The 20,257-nt window shown below is 60.4% G+C and carries 20 protein-coding genes; 8 read left to right on the top strand and 12 right to left on the bottom strand.

The features are described 5' to 3' along the window. Position 1: 1 nt before the first annotated feature. The 3 genes from LDN84_RS15495 to LDN84_RS15485 all read left to right on the top strand — a co-directional run bounded on the left by LDN84_RS15495 (position 2) and on the right by LDN84_RS15485 (position 3,239). On the top strand, positions 2–271 hold the full coding sequence (locus tag LDN84_RS15495; protein WP_223904341.1) for a helix-turn-helix domain-containing protein: 270 nt from the start codon (positions 2–4) through the stop codon (positions 269–271). 67 nt (positions 272–338) lie between these two features. Next, positions 339–1,268, top strand: coding sequence for a family 2A encapsulin nanocompartment shell protein (locus LDN84_RS15490; RefSeq protein ID WP_223904340.1), 930 nt, complete (start codon positions 339–341; stop codon positions 1,266–1,268). Between the two features lie 9 nt (positions 1,269–1,277). Next, positions 1,278–3,239, top strand: a complete 1,962-nt coding sequence (locus LDN84_RS15485; RefSeq protein WP_223904339.1) for a family 2A encapsulin nanocompartment cargo protein cysteine desulfurase — start codon at positions 1,278–1,280, stop codon at positions 3,237–3,239. A gap of 129 nt (positions 3,240–3,368) precedes the next feature. Here the strand turns inward: LDN84_RS15485 and LDN84_RS15480 are convergent, their stop codons facing one another. The 4 genes from LDN84_RS15480 to LDN84_RS15465 are packed head-to-tail and all read right to left on the bottom strand — an operon-like array spanning position 3,369 to position 7,662. Then, entirely contained in the window at positions 3,369–4,571 is a 1,203-nt protein-coding gene (locus tag LDN84_RS15480) for an ABC transporter permease (RefSeq protein WP_223904338.1), read from the bottom strand. Between the two features lie 15 nt (positions 4,572–4,586). Continuing rightward, complete coding sequence (locus tag LDN84_RS15475; protein WP_223904337.1) at positions 4,587–5,795, bottom strand: ABC transporter permease; 1,209 nt, start codon at positions 5,793–5,795, stop codon at positions 4,587–4,589. Further along, positions 5,777–6,508, bottom strand: coding sequence for an ABC transporter ATP-binding protein (locus LDN84_RS15470; protein ID WP_223904336.1), 732 nt, complete (start codon positions 6,506–6,508; stop codon positions 5,777–5,779). The genes LDN84_RS15475 and LDN84_RS15470 overlap by 19 nt, the downstream gene beginning before the upstream one ends. After that, positions 6,505–7,662: an efflux RND transporter periplasmic adaptor subunit gene (locus LDN84_RS15465; protein WP_223904335.1), complete on the bottom strand. Its 1,158-nt coding sequence runs from the start codon at positions 7,660–7,662 to the stop codon at positions 6,505–6,507. Before LDN84_RS15465 ends, LDN84_RS15470 begins: the two co-directional genes overlap by 4 nt. A 161-nt stretch (positions 7,663–7,823) precedes the next feature. On the opposite strand from LDN84_RS15465, the gene LDN84_RS15460 reads away from it, so the two are divergent. Further along, on the top strand, positions 7,824–8,207 hold the full coding sequence (locus LDN84_RS15460) for a VOC family protein (protein WP_223904334.1): 384 nt from the start codon (positions 7,824–7,826) through the stop codon (positions 8,205–8,207). Between the two features lie 115 nt (positions 8,208–8,322). Here the strand turns inward: LDN84_RS15460 and LDN84_RS15455 are convergent, their stop codons facing one another. The 7 genes from LDN84_RS15455 to LDN84_RS15425 all read right to left on the bottom strand — a co-directional run bounded on the left by LDN84_RS15455 (position 8,323) and on the right by LDN84_RS15425 (position 15,621). Then, on the bottom strand, positions 8,323–9,624 hold the full coding sequence (locus tag LDN84_RS15455; RefSeq protein ID WP_223904333.1) for an ABC1 kinase family protein: 1,302 nt from the start codon (positions 9,622–9,624) through the stop codon (positions 8,323–8,325). Next, entirely contained in the window at positions 9,599–10,138 is a 540-nt protein-coding gene (locus tag LDN84_RS15450; protein WP_223904332.1) for a DUF2867 domain-containing protein, read from the bottom strand. The genes LDN84_RS15455 and LDN84_RS15450 overlap by 26 nt, the downstream gene beginning before the upstream one ends. Continuing rightward, entirely contained in the window at positions 10,135–10,890 is a 756-nt protein-coding gene (locus LDN84_RS15445; RefSeq protein ID WP_223904331.1) for a TetR/AcrR family transcriptional regulator, read from the bottom strand. Before LDN84_RS15445 ends, LDN84_RS15450 begins: the two co-directional genes overlap by 4 nt. A gap of 204 nt (positions 10,891–11,094) precedes the next feature. Continuing rightward, the gene (locus LDN84_RS15440) at positions 11,095–12,402 is read right to left on the bottom strand and encodes a cation:proton antiporter (protein WP_223904330.1); all 1,308 of its coding nucleotides are present in this window, start codon (positions 12,400–12,402) and stop codon (positions 11,095–11,097) included. 138 nt (positions 12,403–12,540) lie between these two features. Then, positions 12,541–13,080, bottom strand: a complete 540-nt coding sequence (locus tag LDN84_RS15435) for a DUF924 family protein (RefSeq protein ID WP_223904329.1) — start codon at positions 13,078–13,080, stop codon at positions 12,541–12,543. Between the two features lie 15 nt (positions 13,081–13,095). Then, a complete protein-coding gene (locus tag LDN84_RS15430; RefSeq protein ID WP_223904328.1) occupies positions 13,096–13,611 on the bottom strand; it encodes a superoxide dismutase family protein in 516 nt (171 codons plus the stop codon). Between the two features lie 303 nt (positions 13,612–13,914). Continuing rightward, entirely contained in the window at positions 13,915–15,621 is a 1,707-nt protein-coding gene (locus tag LDN84_RS15425; RefSeq protein ID WP_223904327.1) for an ABC1 kinase family protein, read from the bottom strand. 285 nt (positions 15,622–15,906) lie between these two features. Here LDN84_RS15425 and LDN84_RS15420 point away from each other — a divergent pair, with 285 nt between their 5' ends. Beyond that, complete coding sequence (locus tag LDN84_RS15420; RefSeq protein ID WP_223904326.1) at positions 15,907–16,869, top strand: alpha/beta hydrolase family protein; 963 nt, start codon at positions 15,907–15,909, stop codon at positions 16,867–16,869. A gap of 70 nt (positions 16,870–16,939) precedes the next feature. Further along, on the top strand, positions 16,940–17,266 hold the full coding sequence (locus tag LDN84_RS15415) for a hypothetical protein (protein ID WP_223904325.1): 327 nt from the start codon (positions 16,940–16,942) through the stop codon (positions 17,264–17,266). Here the strand turns inward: LDN84_RS15415 and LDN84_RS15410 are convergent. Then, on the bottom strand, positions 17,211–18,638 hold the full coding sequence (locus LDN84_RS15410; protein WP_223904324.1) for an aminotransferase-like domain-containing protein: 1,428 nt from the start codon (positions 18,636–18,638) through the stop codon (positions 17,211–17,213). The genes LDN84_RS15415 and LDN84_RS15410 overlap by 56 nt on opposite strands. 153 nt (positions 18,639–18,791) lie before the next feature. On the opposite strand from LDN84_RS15410, the gene LDN84_RS15405 reads away from it, so the two are divergent. Both LDN84_RS15405 and LDN84_RS15400 read left to right on the top strand, forming a co-directional pair. Beyond that, the gene (locus LDN84_RS15405) at positions 18,792–19,148 is read left to right on the top strand and encodes a DUF2917 domain-containing protein (RefSeq protein WP_223904323.1); all 357 of its coding nucleotides are present in this window, start codon (positions 18,792–18,794) and stop codon (positions 19,146–19,148) included. Further along, positions 19,145–20,200: a histone deacetylase family protein gene (locus LDN84_RS15400; protein ID WP_223904322.1), complete on the top strand. Its 1,056-nt coding sequence runs from the start codon at positions 19,145–19,147 to the stop codon at positions 20,198–20,200. The genes LDN84_RS15405 and LDN84_RS15400 overlap by 4 nt, the downstream gene beginning before the upstream one ends. Positions 20,201–20,257 lie beyond the last annotated feature (57 nt).

Raw genomic sequence — 20,257 nt, 5'->3', positions numbered from 1 at the left:
CATGAACCAGATCGTCAGCAGTTTTGGCACCACGGTGCGTCAGTTGCGCGAGCAGCAGGGTTGGTCGCAAGAGCTGCTGGCCGAGCGCTCGGATCTGAACCGCTCCTACATCGGTGAACTGGAGCGCGGGCAGGCGATTCCGTCGCTGTTGACGCTCAAGAAATTGAGCCTGGCGTTTGGTGTCAGCCTGAGCCATTTGCTCAGCCACGCCGAGCGTATTGCACAAACCCGCACGCTCAGAGGCATCGAATTGACGGCTATAGCATGTTGATGGATGACTCCCGTCTGCTGACACTCACTCGCTTATTTCTTTTCAATCACCCGCTACGGAGTTCTACATGACCAAACACATTGCACACAGCTCGCTGGGCGACAACGCCGCACGCCAACTGGCCAACGCCACCAAAACCACAGCGCAACTGTCCACCATTTCGCCACGTTGGCTGACGCACTTGCTGCAATGGGTGCCGGTAGAAGCCGGTATCTTCCGCCTGAACACGGTCAAAGACCCGGAGTCGATCAAAGTCACCTGCACCGCCCGCCAGTCTGAAAACCAGCTGCCCCGCACCTTTGTCAATTACGACGAAAAGCCACGTGAGTTTTTCCTCAACGCCGTCAGCACCATCCTGGATGTGCACACCCGCGTCTCTGACCTCTACAGCAGCCCGCATGACCAGATCAAGGAACAACTGCGCCTGACCATTGAGACCATCAAGGAAAACCAGGAAAGCGAACTCATCAACAACCCAGACTACGGGCTGTTGTCCCAAGTCACTGACGAGCAACGCATCTTCCCGCTCACCGGCGCACCGACCCCGGACGACCTGGACGAGCTGCTGACCAAGGTCTGGAAAGAGCCGGCCTTCTTCCTGGCCCACCCCTTGGCGATTGCCGCCTTTGGTCGTGAAGCCACTCGGCGCGGCACGCCGCCGCCCACCGTGAGCCTGTTTGGCTCGCAGTTCATCACCTGGCGCGGCATTCCGCTGATCCCCTCCAACAAGGTGCCCGTGGCGGATGGCAAGAGCAAGATTTTGCTGATCCGCGTGGGCGACAAACGCCAAGGCGTGATCGGCCTTTTCCAACCTGGCCTGCCAGGCGAACAAAGCCCCGGTCTGTCGGTGCGCTTCATGGGCATCAACGACCAGGCCATTTCCAGCTACCTGATCTCCCTGTACTGCTCGCTGGCGGTGCTGACCCCGGACGCGCTGGCTGTGCTCGACGACGTGGAAATCGGCAAGTACCACGACTACGCTGACACTTACAAATAAGCGGCCGTCATGAGTTCCGCTTTCTCCCTACCTACAGGGGCTTCGCCAAGCTTGGCACCACCGATTGACCCGGCCTTGATCGCCAGCATGGCATCTGCCCTGTTTGGCGCATTTCCCGGTGAGCAGGCGCGTGCGGCTGGCGTGCAAACGCCGGTCAACATCGCGCCCGCCGGTTCACCACTGGTGAGCCCGGCTGGCTTTGGCCCCGGTGTGCCCGGCACACCTGTTCCACAAGGTTTGGTGCCCGGTGCCAACCTGATTCCGGCATCGCCCACACCGCTGGCTTCACTGGCGCACCGTGCACCGGCTTTGGCTCTCCATGCGCAGGCTGGCAATGGCCTGCCAGACAACGTGGTCACGCAATTGCCCGCCTACGAGCCGCGTTTCGGCAGCGGCGTGCTGGGTGTGCCTGAAGCCTCGGGTGCCTCGGCATCTGAAGCCAGTCGCTCACCGCTTGCCAACGCCTCGCCATTTTACTTCTTGAGTGAGGGTTATGGTCACCCGTCCGCCGGTGGTTTGCCGATGACATCGCCCATTAGCGACGGTTTTGCGCAGACCGACTTTGCACCAGAGGCAGCTCGTTCAGCGCCAGCCCCTTCGGGTGGCGCGGCCCCTGTGCCAGCGGGTGTGATCTCATCCGAGCCCAAGTACTACTTTGTCGATTCGGTGGTCTTGCCCAATGGCTATGTCACCCCCGCCAAAGCTGCGTCAGGCGCTACTACTTCTGTAGCTGACAAAGATCGGCATCCGCCCTTTGATGTGAACGCTATCCGGCGCGATTTCCCCATCCTGCAAGAGCGCGTGAATGGCAAACAGCTGGTGTGGTTCGACAACGCCGCCACCACGCAAAAACCTCAGTCAGTGATTGACCGGTTGGCCTATTTTTACGCCCACGAGAACTCCAACATCCACCGCGCTGCCCACGAGCTGGCGGCCCGCGCCACCGATGCGTATGAGAGCGCACGTGAAAAAGTGCGGGCCTTCATCAACGCGCCAGATGTGAATGAAGTGATCTTTGTGCGCGGCACCACCGAGGCCATCAACCTGGTGGCCAAGAGCTGGGGCGGCCAACACATTCAGGAAGGTGACGAGATCATCGTTTCCAACCTGGAGCACCACGCCAACATCGTGCCGTGGCAACAACTGGCATCTGCCAAAGGGGCCAAGCTGCGCGTGATCCCGGTGGACGACTCGGGCCAGGTGCTGCTGGACGAATACGCCAAGTTGCTCAATGACCGCACCAAAATCGTCTCGGTCACGCAAGTGTCCAACGCGTTGGGAACCGTCGTGCCGGTGAAGCAAATCGTCGAGATGGCGCATCGCGCAGGCGCGATTGCTCTGGTGGACGGCGCGCAGTCGGTGTCGCACATGCCGATTGATGTGCAAGACATCGGCGCGGACTTCTTTGTGTTCTCCGGCCACAAGGTGTTTGGCCCGACCGGCATTGGTGCCTTGTGGGGCAAACGTGCGGTGCTGGAAGACATGCCACCCTGGCAAGGCGGCGGCAACATGATTGCCGATGTGACGTTTGAGAAAACCGTGTTCCAGCCCATCCCCAACAAGTTTGAGGCGGGCACCGGCAACATCGCTGACGCGGTGGGCCTGGGCGCGGCGATTGACTACGTGACCCGCATCGGCATGCACAACATCGACCGCTACGAGCACGAGCTGCTGGCCTACGGCATGCAACAGCTCGCCACCATCCCCGGTGTGCGGCTGGTGGGTACGGCCCAGGACAAAGCCAGTGTGATGTCCTTCGTGCTGGCTGGCTACAGCACCGACGAGGTGGGCAAGGCGCTCAACAAGGAGGGTATTGCCGTGCGCACCGGTCACCACTGCGCCCAGCCGATCCTGCGGCGCATGGGCCTGGAGACCACGGTGCGGCCTTCACTGGCGTTCTACAACACCTTTGATGAAGTTGACCAGCTGGTGGCGGTGGTGCGGCGCTTGGCCGCGGCGCGAGTGCACTGAGCGATCCGTTGTCGATGCCCTCTACGCTGATGATTTTTGGCCATCAGGAGCCGTGGAGACTGTTCGAAAGGGGGGTGGCAAACGCTGCTCCCTTGCGCATGGGTCATCGCTGAGTGCATAGGATGTCATTTACTCTGAACGCAACGCATCCACCGGGTTGAGCCGGGCGGCACTGCGGGCTGGCAGCACACCTGCCAGCAGGCCGATCAGTACCGCAATGCCTTCGGCCAGCAGCACAAAAAACCATGGCGTGTGCACCGGCAGGGCGGGCACCGCCAGATGAATGACCTGAGCCAGCCCAAAGCCCAGCGCCAGGCCCATCAGGCCGCCAATCGCCGACAAGGTGACCGCTTCACCCAGGAACAGGCCGAGAATGGTGTTGCGCGGTGCACCCAGGGCCACCAGCAGGCCGATTTCACCAGTGCGTTCACTCACCGCAATGGTCATGATGGTCACAATGCCGACCCCTCCCACCAGCAGCGAAATGCTGCCCAGTGCGCCGACCGCCATGGTCAAAATGTCCAGAATGTTGGACAGCGTGCGCAGCATGTCTTCTTGCGTTGTGATGGTGAAGTCTTCACGCCCGTGGCGCAGGGTGAGGGTGCTTTTGACGGCAGACACGATGCGTGCCGCCGGAATGCCTTCTTCATACGCCAGGTCGATCTTCATCATGCCGTCGCGGTTGTACAAGTCCAGCGCACGGGCGGTGGGAATGTAGGCGGCATCGTCCAGGTCAACCCCCAGGAACTGGCCCTTGGCCTCCAGCACACCAATCACCCGAAACTGCAGACTGCCGATGCGCACCCGTGCCCCCAAGGGGTTGCTGTTGCCAAACAATTCGCTCTTGAGTTTGGAGCCCAGCACCACGAAGGCGCGGGCGTTTTCCAGCGCCTCGTCGGGCAGAAACTGGCCGATCTTGACCTTGATGCTGTAGACCTTCAGCATGTCGGCCCCGACACCGTTGACTGTGGTGCGGCGCAGTCGGCCGTTGGCGGCAACTTCAGTATTGCCCCAGACCGTGGCGGTCATGCCCGTCACATGGGGCAGATGGGCCAGCGAACGGGCATCGTCCAGGCTCAGGGGCCGCACTGAGCTGGGAATACCCGTGGGTGCGGGCCCGGAGGTCTTGACCTTGCCCGGTGAAATGCTGGCAATGTTGGTGCCAAACTGGGTGAACTCGGCCAGTACAAAGCGGTGAATACCCTCGCCAATCGAGGTCAGCAAAATCACCGACGCAATCCCCACCGCAATGCCCAGCAGCGTCAGAAAACTGCGCAGGCGCTGCGCGGTGACGGCCCGCAGCGCGAGGTGGATGGCATCAGGCAGGCGCATGGTGGTTCGCTGGGGTCAACGCTTGGACAGCGCCTGCACCGGGTCGAGTTGCGCCGCTCGGCGTGCCGGCAGCACGCCAAACAAAATCCCGGTCACCAGGGCGGTGGAGAGCCCGGCCAGCACTGCCCAGTCGGGTGGGTAGGCCGGAAAGGTGGGGTAGAGCCAGCGAATCAGTGCCGCCGCCAGTTGCCCCAGCAGGTAGCCCATCACCGCACCAGCCAGCGACAGCATGCTGGCTTCGGTCAAAAAAATCAGCCGGATGCCGCCGCCCGTGGCCCCCAACGCCTTGAGCAGCCCAATCTCGGCGGTGCGTTGGCTGACCGACACCAGCATCACATTCATCACCAGAATACCGGCCACCGCCAGGCTGATGGCGGCAATGCCGGCCACGCCCAGGGTTAATGCCCCCAGCAGGCGGTCAAAGGTGGCCAGCACCGCGTCTTGGGTGATCACGGTCACGTCTTGCTCACCTTCGTGGCGCAATTTGATGATCTCGGTCACTTGGGTTTTGGCGGCTTCGATCGACTCGCGGCCATGGGCTTCCACCAGAATACGAAACAAGGTGTTGCTGTTGAACATGGCTTGCGCCAGTGACACCGGCACAAACACCAGTTCGTCGGTGTTCAGGCTCAGACCCTGGCCGCTGGGGGCCAGCACCCCCACAATGCGAAAACGCCGGTCACCCAGTCGCACCAATTGGCCGAGAGCCGGGGCGCTGCCAAACAGTTCGTCGCGCACCTTGGCCCCAATCACCGCTTCACTGGCTCCCCGATGCCAGTCACCCGCCGTCAAAAAACGTCCTTGCGCCATGGCCATCTGGCGCACCGCGATGTACTCGGCGACTGTTCCGGCCACCATCACCTCGCGTAATTTGCCCCCGACACTGATCTCCGAGGTGCCCACCGTCAGCGGGGCCAGGCGGCGCACGGCGCTGGCGCGTTGCAGGGCCAGCGCATCGTCAATACTCAGGTCTCGCGGGGTGCTGGTGATGGCATTGCCGGGGTTGAAGCCGCCGGTTTGTGAGCGACCGGGCAGCACAATCACCAGATTGCTGCCCAGGCTGGAGAATTCGTTCATCACATAGCGCCGCGCACCGTCACCCAGCGCGGTAAGCACCACCACGGCGGCCACGCCAATCGACATGGCCAGCACCAGCAAGGCGGCACGCAGCGGGTTGCCGGTGGCCGCCTCACGGGCAAAACGAATCAGGTCGGTGCTGCGCATGGGGTGGTTGCCGCTGCGAGCGGGGTGGTGTGGCACTGGTCGTGCTGCAGTGCGCCGTCTTCCATCATCAATTGGCGGTGGGCGCGTGCGCCCAGGGCGCTGTCGTGGGTCACCATGATCAGGGTCACGCCCCGGGTGTTGAGGCCTTCCAGCAGGTGAATCACCTCTTCGCCGGTGGCGCGATCCAGGTTGCCGGTGGGTTCGTCTGCCAGAATCATCGCTGGTTGCATGATGGTGGCGCGGGCAATGGCCACCCGCTGGCGCTGCCCGCCAGAGAGTTCATCGGGCCGGTGGTTGGCGCGGTGTTCCAGGCCGTAGTCTTTCAGGGCTTGTTGCACCCGCACCTCGCGTTGGGCCGGAGCCAGACCGGCCAGCACCATCGGCAGGGCAATGTTCTCGGCGGCGCTCAGGCGCGGCACCAGGTGAAAACTCTGGAACACAAAGCCGATGCGCTGGCTGCGCACCTGGGCTTGTTCGTCGGGCGAGAGCGTGGTCACGTCACGCCCTTCCAGCCGGTAGATGCCGGTGTTGGGCCGATCCAGCAAGCCCAGCAGATTGAGCAGGGTGGATTTGCCCGAGCCTGACGGTCCCATCACCGCCACATACTCACCAGCTGTGATCGACAGATTCAGGTTGCGCAGCGCATGCACTTCGGAGTCGCCCAGGTGAAAGACCCGCTCAATGCCAGACAGTTCAATTTGCGCGGCGCTCATTTGGCGGTTTTGTCGTCAGCCACAAAGGCGATGCCGGCTTTGACCCCCTCGCGATCCAGCGAGGTCACCACCCGGTCACCCACCACCAGGCCTTCCAGTACCTCGGTGAATTCCCAGTTCGCCAGGCCGGTTTTGAGCTGACGCTGTTGCAGCGTGCCATCAGCCCCGGCCAGCAGCACGCGGCCACCTTCCTGCAAGGCCGAGGTGGGCACGCGCACCACCTGCTCACGCACCGCCAGCACCACTTCCACGTCGGCGCTGTAGCCCACCAGCAGGTGGGGCTGGGTTTGGTCAGGATCGAGGGTGGCTTCAATGTCCACCGTGCGGGCCTGTTTTTCAACAGCTGACACATAGGGGGCGACACGCTTGACCTTGCCGGGGAAAGATTGCTTGGGTAGCGCATCAAAGCTGATGCGCACGGTCTGCCCGGCGCTCATCTTGGGGGCATCGACCTCGTCCATCGGCGCACGTACATACAGGCAACTGTCGTCAATCAGGTCAATCGCCGGTGGGGTTGGTACGCCGGGTGGGGAAGGGGTGGCGTACTCACCGACCTCACCCACAATCTTGGCCACCGTACCGGCAAAGGGGGCGTACAGCACGGTGCGGTGTTGCTCGACGCGGGTGGTTTTGACGCGGGCCAGGGTTTGCACCACATCGGCCTTGGCCGCATCGCAGCCAGCGCGCCGCGCCTGGGCATCGGCACGGGCCTGCTCGTCACGCGAGCCTGAGACAAAACCTTGCTTGAACAGGGATTCCTGTCGTGCCGCTTCGCGCTCGGCATTGGCTGCCACGGTGCAGGCCTCGGTGACACGTTGGCGGGCGGTATCGACCTGGGTCAGGGCCAGTGCACTTTGGGCTTGCTGGTCGTCATTCCACAGCTTCATCAGCAATTGGCCTTTTTTCACCTTGTCACCTTCTTTAACGGCCAGCACCTCAATACGTCCACCGATGGTGGTTGAGAGCTTGGTGCGCAGACAGGCTTCTACCGTGCCAGCGCGGGTGTTGGCAATGCTGGACTCGACCCGGCCCTGTTCAATGGTGGCGAGCACAACCGCCACAGGCTTGGGACGCTTGAACCACCAGATGCCTGTGCCCAGAAGGCAGACAACGATCAAAATCAGCAAGAGGCGACGGATCAGGGGGGTGGACATGCGGGGGCTTTCGGCAGAGCGGTTGTTTTATTCTAGGCTGGGCTGTAAGGGTTGGTGCTGCGAGCGGATGAGCCATGGCGTGAGCTGTCGGATTTACTCAATACATGGGTTTGTTGTTAAGGTATCGTTTTGATCCGTCATTTTTCTGAGAAGGAGTACACATGAAACTGGGTTACACCATTTTGTATGTTGAAGATGTCCGGCGTAGCCTGGACTTTTATGCTCAAGCGTTTGGTCAGACGGTTAAATTTCTGCACGACAGCGGCGATTTTGGCGAGCTCGACACCGGCAGCACCAGCTTGGCGTTTTCCTCGCGCAAGCTAATGACCGAGTTGCAGAAAAACCCCAAGCCCGCCAATGCCAAGGCCCCGAGTTTTGAGATTGCTTTCACCACCGACGACGTGGCCGCCGCCGTGGCACGTGCTGTGGCCGCAGGCGCACCGCTGATGCAGCCACCCGAGCAGATGCCCTGGGGCCAGACCGTGGCCTATGTGGCGGATCTGGATGGATTTCTGGTGGAGATTTGTACGCCTATGGCACTGTAAATGCTATAAAATATGTAGCTTCTTACGTAATCCAGACAGGCGCTAGAAGCTTGTTTGTTCGCATATTGAGCGACCAAGTGCCTCTGAGCAAGTACAGATGTGCCAGGAGTGTGGGCTAAAAAATCCAGGCGTTGCCGGTGTGCACCCGTGCCCCCATGCTGCGCAGCATCTGAACCAGTCCCAGATGCGCCCGGTCAAAGTAGGGCAGGTCGGGCGGCACGGCTTGCAGGTGTCTCATCACTTGGCGATGCTCTGCACCTGGGCGCGGCGGCAGGGGGAGCTGGCCAAAGTCATACACCGGGCTGCGAAACGGCAGGCATTGCCAGTCTTGCATGGCTTGTAGCGCAGGCAGCAGCTCGGTAAGAAACACCGCCTCGCTCATGGCCGGGTCGATCAGGCCAAGCTGGCTGTAAGCGGTTTGCAGCGCGGCGGTGTCTTTGGGGCGGCGTAACACGGCGCACCAAGCTTGGGCCAGGTGGCGGCAAAACGCTTGGTCGAGCGTGCGGGTACAGCCAAAGTCAAGCAGTCCGAGCCGACCGCCGGGCATGAACAAAAAGTTGCCGGGATGCGGGTCGGTTTGCAGGTGTTGCAGGCCAAAACTGCTGTGCAGAAACAAGTCAAACAGCAACTGGCCGTAGTGGTCGCGCTCGGCCTGGCTCGGGTGGGTGGCCAGCCAGGTCTCCAGGTGCAGGCCGTCCAGCTTGTGCATGGTGAGCACCCGCGCTGTGCTGTGGCTGGGCACCGGCTGCGGCAGCACCAGCAAGGGGTTGGACAGATGCCGGGCAAACCACTGCAACTGGCGGGCCTCTTGCACATAGTCCAGCTCTTGCGCCAGGGTGGTGCTGATGTCGGCCAGGGTGCGTTCCAGCACCTGTGGGCTGGGCATGGCGGCGCTGTGCTGGCCCAGGGTAGTGAGCAGCAGGCGCAGCAACTGCAAATCGCTTTGCATGGTGGCCGCCATGCCGGGGTATTGCAGCTTGACGGCCACTGCTTCCCCGGTGTGCAGGGTGGCGGCGTGCACCTGGCCCAGGCTGGCGGCGGCAAAGGCCTGGGGCTCGAAGTGGGCAAACAAGTCGTCCGGCCCCTGGCCCAACTCCTGGCGCAGCAGCTTGAGCACCAGCGCCCGGTTCAGCGGCGTGGCCTGGTAGTGGGCGCGCGCCAGTTGCTGGCGCATGGCTTCGGGCAGCAGGCCGATGTCCATACTCAGCAGTTGCGAGGCTTTCAGCGCCACCCCTTTGAGCTGGTTGAGTGCTTGAAACGCAATGCGGCCAAGCGCTTCGTCATGCGCATCGGTGTTGTGGGTGGCTTGTACCCGTTGCCGGGCCGAATGCGCCAGCTGTGCCACGCCTGCCCGCGCCACCGCCACGCCGACCACGGCGCTGCGGGCCAGCTTACCGGTGCGCGGCGCTTGGGGCATGCAACACCTGCTTGAGCATGATCGGCACAATGAGCTGGTGCACCGGCCCCACTACCGCCATGTAGAGGCGGCCCAGCCGGTTGTGGTTGTGCACCACGGTGCTGACCGAGACCATCGGCTGGCCTAGCTCTTGGTGCTTGAACACCGAGACCTGCACCCGCAGATGCTTGTCGTCGTCGCAGACGATCACCTCATCCGCCGTCAGGTGGATCAGGCTGAAGATGCCCACGCGCTCACCCACCTTGTAGCTGCTGGCGGGTTGGGCGCTGGGCGGCAGGTGCATGGCCCCCAGGTGTTTCAGGCCCACCAGCCGCACCGCGTGGTTGCGCACGGCCATCAAAAAATCCATCCAACGCGGCGTTTTGCCCATCACGACCAGGTAGGTTTCCATGGCACTGGCATCGGGGCAGGGGTCGGCAAAACAATAACAGTCGGCAAAGTCTGCGCCAGGGGTCTGGCTGGCAATGTGGCTGTGCTCGGGCAGGGCTTGCCGGGTGATTTGGGTGGCGTTCATGCTTGGGCCTTGGGTTTTGCGGTGGTGGCGTTGTGCAGACCCTGGCGGGCCAGTTGCATCAAGCCGGTGAGTCCGTTGCCGTCTTGCAGCAGGCGGGTGAGCTGGCTGCGCAGCACAAAGCCGCCCAGCTCCAACAGCTTGTCGATCAGGCCGCTGCGCAGCGCAAGCACCAGCACGCCCAGGCCCATGTCGACCAGCTGGGTGGTGTTGGCAAATTGGTCGGAGCTGTCGCGCAGCCAGTGGCTGATGACGGCGTAGACCGAGTCGGCCAGCAAACCCGCCAGGCTGCCTTTGAAACCGCAGGGCGCAAGCTCGCCAGAGGCTTCTGCCGCTTCCAGCATCTCGGCATAAGCGGTTCGCAGCGCTGCTTTGCCAGGCAGCGCATCACTGAGCAGCGACAGCGGCAAACGCCCGACCAGTTGGTAGGCCAGGGCGACAAATTCGCGGTCCGCCAGCAATTCATCGAGCACGCAGTCCATCAGCAACTGCATACGTTCTTGCAGGCCAAAACTCGCCAGCCCCTTGGTTTTGCCCATGCGGGTGAGGGCATCACCAATGGCTTGCTCAAAGTAGGCCAGCACCAGTTTTTCTTTGGTGGGAAAGTATTTGTAGATGGTGGCATCACCCAGCCCCGCCGTGCGGGCGATCTGTTTCATGGTGGTGTCATCAAACCCGTGCTGGGTCATCAGGTCCACCGCCGTGCGGATCAGCAGGCGGTGGTTTTGGGCTTGTTGGGTTTTGGTGGTGCGCATAAACATACTTTACTATTCATTAAATTGAAAGTAAATGCATATTTACGATAGCAAGTTTCTTTTATTTTGACAAAACAGTCTAACCAGCACGTAGAGATGGGGCGGTGAATACGAGCTTTTGGTGGGAAGATGCCACTTTTTCTATTAAAAAGTGGCTGTAGTCCTTGGAATACAAGCGTATGCAGCTATGCTAAAAATAGCAAATCAAGTGCTTCGCTTGGTAGGGTTTTCTTCGTTGGCCAGGGGTGCTGCAGGCTCCCGTGGTTTGTCACGTCGCCAGAACATGCCCATCAGGGGTTTGACGCTGATGCCGTGCAGCAGAATGGACAGCGTCACCACAATCAGCGTGAGCTGAATCAATCGCAGTGCCAGCGATTCGGGTAAATCGTGCTGAATGGCGTACATCAGGTAATAGAGTGAACCGACACCCCGAACACCAAACCAGCCTGCCAGACCTCGAATCCGCCAGGGGGTAGCCGTTCCCATCAAACCAATCAACACACTGACCGGGCGCACCACTGCGAACAAAAACAGTGCCAGGCCGACGGCCTCCCAGGTCCATGAGTTGAGAAACAAGGTGCCGCCGATCAGCAGAATCAGAAGTACTTCTGAAAGGCGCTCCAGATGTTCCTTGAAGACCAGAGCACCTTCACTGACCGTGGGCAATGGCTCATCCTCTGAGGCTGGACGGGTGGTTTTGGTCAGTTTTAACTCGGTTTGACGCAAAGCTACTGCAGCAAAAAAAACCGCCAAAAATCCCCATGCGTCGACCATGACACACAGGCCGTAAACGACCCCAATCAGGCCCAACCCCAGAAAGTCATCCATCAGCTGGTGCTTGTAGGGCTCACGCCGCAGCATCCAACCCAGCCAGGCCAGTGCCATGCCAGCCGCCACTCCAATGGCCAATGCACCAAGCGTGGCCCACACCACTTCCACCATCAGCCAGTGAAAACCAAGGTGACCCAGGTCATGCAAACCCAGCAATCCGAGGCCCAGCATGACGAACGGGAAGGCACTGCCATCGTTCATGCCGGCCTCACAGGTCAGGGTAAAACGCAACAAGTCACGGTCACCGGGATGGCGAATTTGCACATCAGTGGCCAGTACCGGGTCGGTGGGTGCCACGATGGCACCTAACAGCACACCCGCGCCAAGTGGCAAATCCAGCAGGAAATACGCGAACGCTGCAACCAGTGCTACCGTGATACCCATCGATGCAGTGGCCAACAGCAGGGGGGCACGCCACTTCGCCAAGGAAAATGGCACCGGCATTTTGACCCCCGCTGAGAACAACGAAATCAGCACAGCGACTTCAGTCAGTGCCTCCAGCAGTGCCGATTCCTTGAGCGGGTTGAAATGGAACAGGTTGAGCACACTGGGGCCCACCAGAAAACCAAAGGTCAGATAAATGATGGCTGCCGTGACCGGCGAGCGCTGCACCAGTGTGGCCGTCAGACCCCGAGCCAGCAGCAAGGCCCCAATCAACAAAAACCATTGCGGACTTGTCATCAAAACAGCTTGCGTAGGCTCGAATACATGGGCATCAGTGTAATGATGAATGTGTCAAGGTTTGGTGCAGATCGTCAACAAGCAGCCTTTTGTCTGGCATCAAGAGGAAAAAAACCACTTGATGATGGCGGGTCTGCGCTAAAACGATGACCCAGGTTCGCTTAAAAAGGCGATTTCCAGGGCGCTGGAAGCCCGATCCAGAATCTGGTTGCGGTGGGGGTAACGGCCAAAACGTTCAATGATGGCCTTGTGGCGCAGCTCAAAGTCCAGGTTGGTTTCCATGCCGGGTTGCGAAAACAGCGCCACCGCCTGGGTGTGAATCAGCAATGACTCGCTGTGCATGTAAGGCATGTAGGCGAAGCTGCGTTGTTTAAGCGGCAGGCTTTGGTCCAGGCCGCTGGCCACCAGTTCCTGTGCCAGAACCAGTGCCAGCGTGTCTTGGGCAAAGGCGCGGGGGGTGTCGCGAAAAATGTTGCGTGAGAACTGGTCCAGCACCACGATCTCTGCCAATCGGCCTGACGGTGTGGATCGCCATGAAAACAGCTCAGCACGTGTCGCGGCTTCCAGCGTATCGCCAAAGCGCTTACGCATGGACACATCAAGTTCCGGGTCTTTGAGGAAGTGTTGTCTGTCAGTCAACTCTTCAAACCAGAAGTGGAGGATGTCATGGATCGGCATGATCTCCATCACTCTTTAACTCTTGGTAATGACACCACAGGCCATACGCGGGCCGGAATTGCCCGTCGGCTGGGTTTTGAAGTCGTCCGCATCGCGGTGAACAATCAAGCCACGGCCAATCACATTGGTGCTGCCATCACCCACAGTGATGCCGGTGGAGGTGTAGCTGAAACGTGCCACACCACTGGCATCGGCCTTCAGACTTACCAAGTCGCCAGCATGATGATGGTTGCTTTCATGAGCACCATGCGCAGTACCCGTGGGGTTGAAATGGCCGCCAGCGCTCAGGCCGTCGCCGCTGGAACAATCACCCTTGTCATGGATGTGAAAACCATGTTCGGTGTTGGGGGTCAGTCCACGTACTTCTCCGGCCACCAGGACGGCGTTCGCCTGCTGGGTAAAACTGACGGTGCCTGTGACGGCATTGCCTTGGGTGGGTGTTAATTGCACGGTGGCACTTGGACCCGTGGGGTAAGCGGCACACGCACAAACCAGAAGGGCTGCAACAAAGGGAGCACTGCGTTTGATCATGGAAAAGCCTCTTGAAGAGTGGTTGGAAACCGGTGGATGGGTGGGCAGTATTCCACGATTGGCAAAAACGTGTTCCCCGCCTTGTTTTTGCGGCCATGCGTGGCAGTTGAACCGGTGTGCCACCCCGGGCTTCACCAAAACCCATGGTATTGGCAGTTTGGCCGTCCTGGTGCCACTCGTTGTGCTGATTTTTAATAATAAAAGGGCTATAGTGACCGCTAAATAAGCGCAAGTAGCTATTTAAAATGTAGCATTGGCATCCGTTTCAGAGGCCGACAAAAGAGGAGCTGAAAGCCCATAGGCTCAGTCTTCATCCTCCACGCTGCGCCCGTGGCTACTGCGCCAGATTGAGCGCACCAGCCAAAAGCCACCCAGCACCGCGCCCAGGAAACCCATGAAGCCAAAAGCCGGCAGACCCAGCAAGGTGGGGCCACCCTGCACATTCATCACGATGGACGAGCCGATGATCAGCGCCGCAATCACCAGCGCCATCGACAGCCGGTTGGCGGCCCGGTCGATCTGGTCACCCACCCGCTTGAGGTGGGCCAGTTCAATACCCACATGCACCCGTCCACGGCGGGCATTACGCAGCAGGCGGGACAGATCGTGTGGCAGTTGCTCGGCCAGCGCCAGGGCGCGACGCAGCGTTTTCCAGGTGCGCATGGCGATCACTTTGGGCTGGTAGCCTGCGCGAACAACTTCTCGCAACAAGGGGGTGGCTTGTGTGGCCATGTGAAAGTCGGGGTCCAGTTCGCGGCCCATGCCTTCCAGCGAAATAAAGGCTTTGATCAGCAGGGCCAGGTCAGACGGCAGGCCCAGGTGATGGTCGCGCAGGATGGCTGTGACATCCCCGAGCATCTGACCCAGGCTGAGCTGTGCCAGCGGTGTGCCGTGGTATTGGTCGACAAAGGTTTCGATTTCGGTTTCAAGCTGCGCCAGATTCACGCCGTGGTCGTCACCCGTCCAGTCCAGCAGGACATCGGCCACGGCTTGCGGGTTGCGCTCCACCAGGCCCAGCAGCAATTGCAGCAACTCTTCGCGGCGGCGCTGTGACAGGCGGCCCACCATGCCAAAGTCGATGAAGGCCACGCGGTTGTTGCTCAGGTAAAACACGTTGCCCGGGTGCGGGTCAGCATGGAAAAAGCCGTCTTGCACAATCATTTTCAGCACGGCGTGGGCCCCGCGTTCGGCCAGCAGGCGGCGGTCGAAGCCGGCCTCGGTGGTCAGTCGCTCCAGTTGACCACCGGCCACGCCGTCAATGAAGTCCTGCACATTCACGCGTTCACGGGTGTGCGTCCAGTAGACGCGCGGAATCACAATGTGGGGCAATTCCGCCAGGTTGGCGGCAATACGCTCGGCGTGACGGCATTCGGCGGCCAGGTCCAGTTCGCGGCGCAGGGAGCGGGCGAATTCGCGCACCAACAGTTGTGGCCGGTAGGGTTTGAGCGCAGGCAGCTCGGCTTCAGCCAGCGCAGCCAGTCGGCTGAGCAGGCGCAGGTCGGCCTCAATCACCTCGGTGATGCCGGGCCGGCGGATTTTCACGATCACCTCGGTTCCGTCCTTGAGCTGTGCGCGATGCACCTGGGCGATGGAGGCCGCTGCCAGTGGTTCCATGTCAAAGCGGGCAAACACCTCGTGTGTGTCACCGCCCAGATCCTCGCGCAACTGGGGCAGCAAAATTTCGAGCGGCACAGCAGGTACATGGCTGTGGAGTTTTTCAAATTCGGCAATCCACTCGGGGCCAAACAGGTCGGCGCGCCCAGCCAGAATTTGCCCCAGCTTGACAAACGCCGGGCCGAGCTCTTCCAGTGCCAAACGCACCTGCACCGGTGGCTCCAAGCGAGCCAGATCGGCCACATGATCCCAGTGGATGGCATGGCCGGCACGCTCCAGCCGGTCGGCCAGCCCGAGGCGGCGCACGCTGTCGCCAAAACCATGGCGAACCAGCACCCCCACAATTTCGTTCAGGCGACCCATGTCGCGTGCGGCACCCAGGGTTTCGATCAGCATGGGCAGGCAAGGGGAAGTTCGGTTTTTTTCATGGCACATCCTTCAGCGGTGAGGTGACAAGCGTAACCCAAGCTGCGCTGGGTGCGCATCTCAAAGTCATCCAGAAACGGGGTAAAGTCATTCCTGGCTTGCAGTTGCTGCCTTGTCTGACACCATAAGTCCAACCATGGAACCCATGGCATGAGATCCAACACCACGGCTGTTGTCCTCGCCTTCTTCTTGCGGTTCAGTCTTGGTGCCATTGCCCAATTCCAATAGCCCTTCAACAGCCCCCAACAACACACCATGAAGACCATCCACATGCACACCAGCGCTTTTCATTCTTCCCAATGGTTCTGCCCGTTGCCAGCGCATTTTTCAGCACGCATAGCCATGGGTGTGGCTTTTCTCGCCAGCGCCGTCACGATGCCGCTGGCCCAAGCCAAGCTGATCGAAGAGGTCATCAAGATCCCCGTCCAGGTGAGCAACAGTTATGGCAAAGAGAGTCAACAAGACATTGTTGTCACTCTTTTTCATGAGGGCACTGCCCCCACGCCTTACCCCGTGGCGGTGATCAACCATGGTCGTTCCGCCAAAGCTGAGCAACGCGCGGCATTTGGCCGGGCCACATATGGGACCCATGCCCGCTGGCTGGCGCAGCTCGGCTTTTTGGTGGTGGTGCCAACCCGGGTGGGCTATGGTGTGACCGGGGGTGAAGATGTAGAGGACTCCGGCTCGTGTCACAGGAAAAACTACCCTCCGGTCTACGAAGCCGCAGCGGTACAAACCCAGCAGGTGCTGCAACAGGTGCATCAACGCCCGGATGTGGCGAAAGACCGCAGCATCATCATTGGTCAGTCTTTTGGTGGCACCACCGCGATCACCTTGGCGGCCAAAAACCCGACTGGTGTGCAAGCCAGCATCAACTTTGCGGGTGGCGGTGGCGGCAACGCCGAAACCATGCCCCAAGAGCCCTGCTCACCCTGGGCTCTCAAAGACCTGTTTGCCGACTATGGCAAGACTGCACGCATACCCACACTGTGGATTTATACCGAAAACGATCAATGGATGGGCGCCAAGTACCCGCGTGAATGGTTTGATGCCTTCAAGGAAAAGGGCGGTGTGGGTGAGTTTGTGCTTTTTCCGCCCAACGGCAAAGACGGGCACGGGCTGTTTTCCAACGCACCCGATGTCTGGCGAGCCACGGTTCTGGCGTTTCTTCGCGCCAGTGGGTATCCCGACCTGACGATGCCGCAGGGGAAGAAGTGAAGAGGGGCGCACGGCGCAGGCGCTGGTGTGAGCTTTGCCGATACCGGTTTTTGATAAAGCCGAGGTATGCATGAACCTGACCAAAGGCCTGCGTGGTCTGGTTGCCTTTGATGTCAATGCTGATGAACGTATGCACTATGGATATGAGAGCTGTTTGCGAAGTTTTGATAAGCCCTGCAGCTCGATTTCTATGCAAACCATGGGTGTACAAGACGAAGGTGTGCAGTACCAGGCTGGTGCTGGCCGTCTTGGTTTGCCTCACACAAAAATAGCCAATGCCACGGTACTCGATGGCATGGCAGATTCAGGTCCGCATCGCAAAAGACTGCAAATTTTCAGCGTCAAACGGTTCCCTGTTTCCGTCGCAATTGCGTCAGGGTTTTGTCCAGCCACTTGAGCATGTCCGGGTTCTGGCTGGTGGCGATGTTCATGCGCAGCCAGGTGCTGCTGGCTTGCGTGGGCGAGAACAAGGCACCTGGGGCCAGCAGGTAGCCGGCTTCCAGCGCCAGTGCGGCGAGTGTGATGGTGTCCACCCCGGTATCAAACCAGCCGATGAAGCCGGCTTGCGGGCGGCAGAACGCACGCATGCCCATGGCTTCCATGCGCAGGAAGGTGGGTTCACGCAAGGCATCCAGCGCCGTCTGTACCCGTTGGCAGTGTTTGCGGTAACTGCCTTCGGTGAGGATTCGGTGCACGATGCGTTCATTGATTTCGGGGGTGGCCAGTGATGTCAGCAGTTTCTGACTGGCCAGAGATTCGGCCATCTCCGGTGTGGTGGCCAAATACCCGACCCGGATGTTGGGCACCAGCATCTTGGAAAAACTGGCCAGGTAAATCACCCGCTTCAACTGATCCAGGCTGGCCAGGCGGGCGGCTGGTACGCCGCTGGGCAGGAAATCGGCGTAGATGTCGTCTTCCACAATGCGCATGTCATGCGCTTCGGCAATGCGCAATATTTGGTAGGCTGCAGCCGGGCTGAGCACGGTGCTGGTGGGGTTGTGCAACACGGTGTGCAGGATCAGCATTTTGGGCTTGCAACTGGCGGCCAGCTCGGCCAGCGCTTGGATGTCCGGCCCTTGTTGGGTGTAGGGGAGGCTGACCAGCTTGAGCCCCATCATGGCCAGCGCCCCCAATTGTGCAGACCAGGCCGGATCACCCACGATGACGCTGTCACCGGGGTTCAGAAACTTGCGGGCAATCAGATCCACCGCTTGTGTGGCTCCCGAGGTGGTGAGGATCTGCGCCGGTGTGGCGGCAATGTCCATCTCAGCCAGCTTGCGTGTGAGCTGTTCGCGCAAAGGGGCATACCCTTGCGCCAGTGCGGCATGGGACAGCTGCAAGCCCGGTGTGTTGCCCAGCGCGCGTAGCCCCTGCTTGATCAGTTCACCGCCACACAGCGCAGGCGGCAGGTAACCAAAGCCGGGCGACATGTCGGCCGGGATGCCGCTTTGCATGTTGCGTATCAGCCAGCCCATGTCGATGGTTTGGGTGCGCGCGGGTGCGGTCTTGGTGCGCTTGGCAGGTGGGACACTGGGTTCGCGCACAAAAAAACCGGAGCCACGGCGTGCCTGCAAATGCCCGCGTGCCACCAGCCGCTCGTAAGCCTCGACCACCGTGAAGCGGGAGACGGCACGCTCCGTGGCCAACTGGCGTACCGATGGCATACGCATGCCGGGTCGGAAAACCTGATCCCGGATTCGCCGTTCGACCCACTGAACGAGTTGATCTACCAGGGTCAGACCGGCTTCGCGTTGAATACTTGCTGTCATGAAAAGAAAATTGTATGGGTCATTCAACCAGGCCAGTTTTAACAACTAACAGTAAAACTGTACTGGAACTGTCATGGTGCTCAGTTTACATTTTTGGCCATGGCAAAAGCAAGTTCGCAATGCCCGTTGGCCCAGGCCAGAAAGGAGTCCCCGATGCACCAAGTCGAGAGTTTTGAATGGAGTTCCCCGCGTGTTGTTGTGATCAAGCTCAAGGCGGGTTCTGTGATTCGTGTCACGTCGGGCCGCCTGTGGCTGACGCAGCAAGGCCAAACGGATGATGTTTGGCTGCAAACCGGAGCCACCTGGACGGTGCCTGTCAACGCAACGCTGTGGCTCAGTGCTGAACCGGTAACCCAATTCCAGTTGCTGCAAGCCTGGGCTTCGCCAAGCCACACAGGTGTTCCGGCACAAACGCTGGCCTGGTTCAAAAGGGGCATGGGCTGGTTTGGAAAATTCAGTTGGACGGCATACTGTAGGCCTCGCAGCCCTACTTATTTCCGTTCAACGTGATCACCTTTTACAACCATCTCCACGCCCAACACCAGGGCAAGCTTGAAATGTTTCGCGGCGAACTGGTGCCGTGTTTTGAGGTGCCAGCCCGTGCCGACCATGTGCTGGCCGAGTTGCAGCGCCGACACTTTGGCACGGTGCACGCGCCCCAGGGTTTTGACGATGCCGTGCTGGCGCGTATCCACAGCCCACGCTATCTGGACTTTCTGGCGCATGCCTGGGACGAGTGGGTGGCGCTGGACCCGGCCAACGCCCAGCGTGACGCGCTGCCTTCGGTCTGGCCGGTGCGTACGCTGCGCAGTGACGTGCTGCCTGCCAACTTTGCCGCCCGTATGGGTCTGTTTTCCATGGATGCAGGCTCGCCCCTGACCTCGGGCACCTGGGTGGCTGCACGTGCCGGTGCCAACTGCGCCTTGAGTGCGGCGCAAGTTGTGGCACAGGGCGCACGGTCTGCCTTTGCCCTGACGCGCCCACCGGGTCACCACGCCGGGGCCGACTTTTTGGGTGGGTATTGTTTCCTGAACAATGCCGCCCTGGCGGCACAAGCCTTGCGGGATCAGGGCGCTGAGCGGGTGGCGGTGCTGGACATTGACTACCACCACGGCAATGGCACGCAGGCCATTTTTTATGAGCGCGCTGATGTGTACTTCACCAGCATCCATGGTGATCCGCACACCGAGTACCCGTTCTTTCTGGGCTATGCCGACGAGCTGGGGGCTGGGGCGGGTCTGGGTTTTAACCGCAACCTGCCACTGCCACGGGGTTCGGACTTTGTCACCTGGCGCGAGGCGCTGGCGCAGGCCTTGCGTGACATTGGCCGCTTCGGTGCGCAGGCCCTGGTGGTGTCACTGGGCATGGACACCTTTGAGGGTGATCCGATTTCGGGCTTCAGGTTGCGCAGTGAGGATTACCTGAAGGTGGGGGCCGATCTGGCTCAAATGGGTCTGCCAACGGTGTTGGTGTTTGAGGGCGGTTATGCCGTGGCTGAGGTGGGTGTGAACGCTGTGAACGTGCTGCAAGGCTTTGAGGAAGGTGTTAGGGGATCACCGTAAGTGTGATGGCCGGTGGGTTGACTGGATCAGCACGGCAGGCAGTGCTGCCATAATCCC

The organism is Rhodoferax lithotrophicus (genome assembly GCF_019973615.1).
GTDB lineage: Bacteria > Pseudomonadota > Gammaproteobacteria > Burkholderiales > Burkholderiaceae_C > Rhodoferax > Rhodoferax lithotrophicus.
The sequence above is the reverse complement of the archived record's forward strand: the minus strand, read 5'-3'. Positions and strand labels throughout refer to the sequence as shown.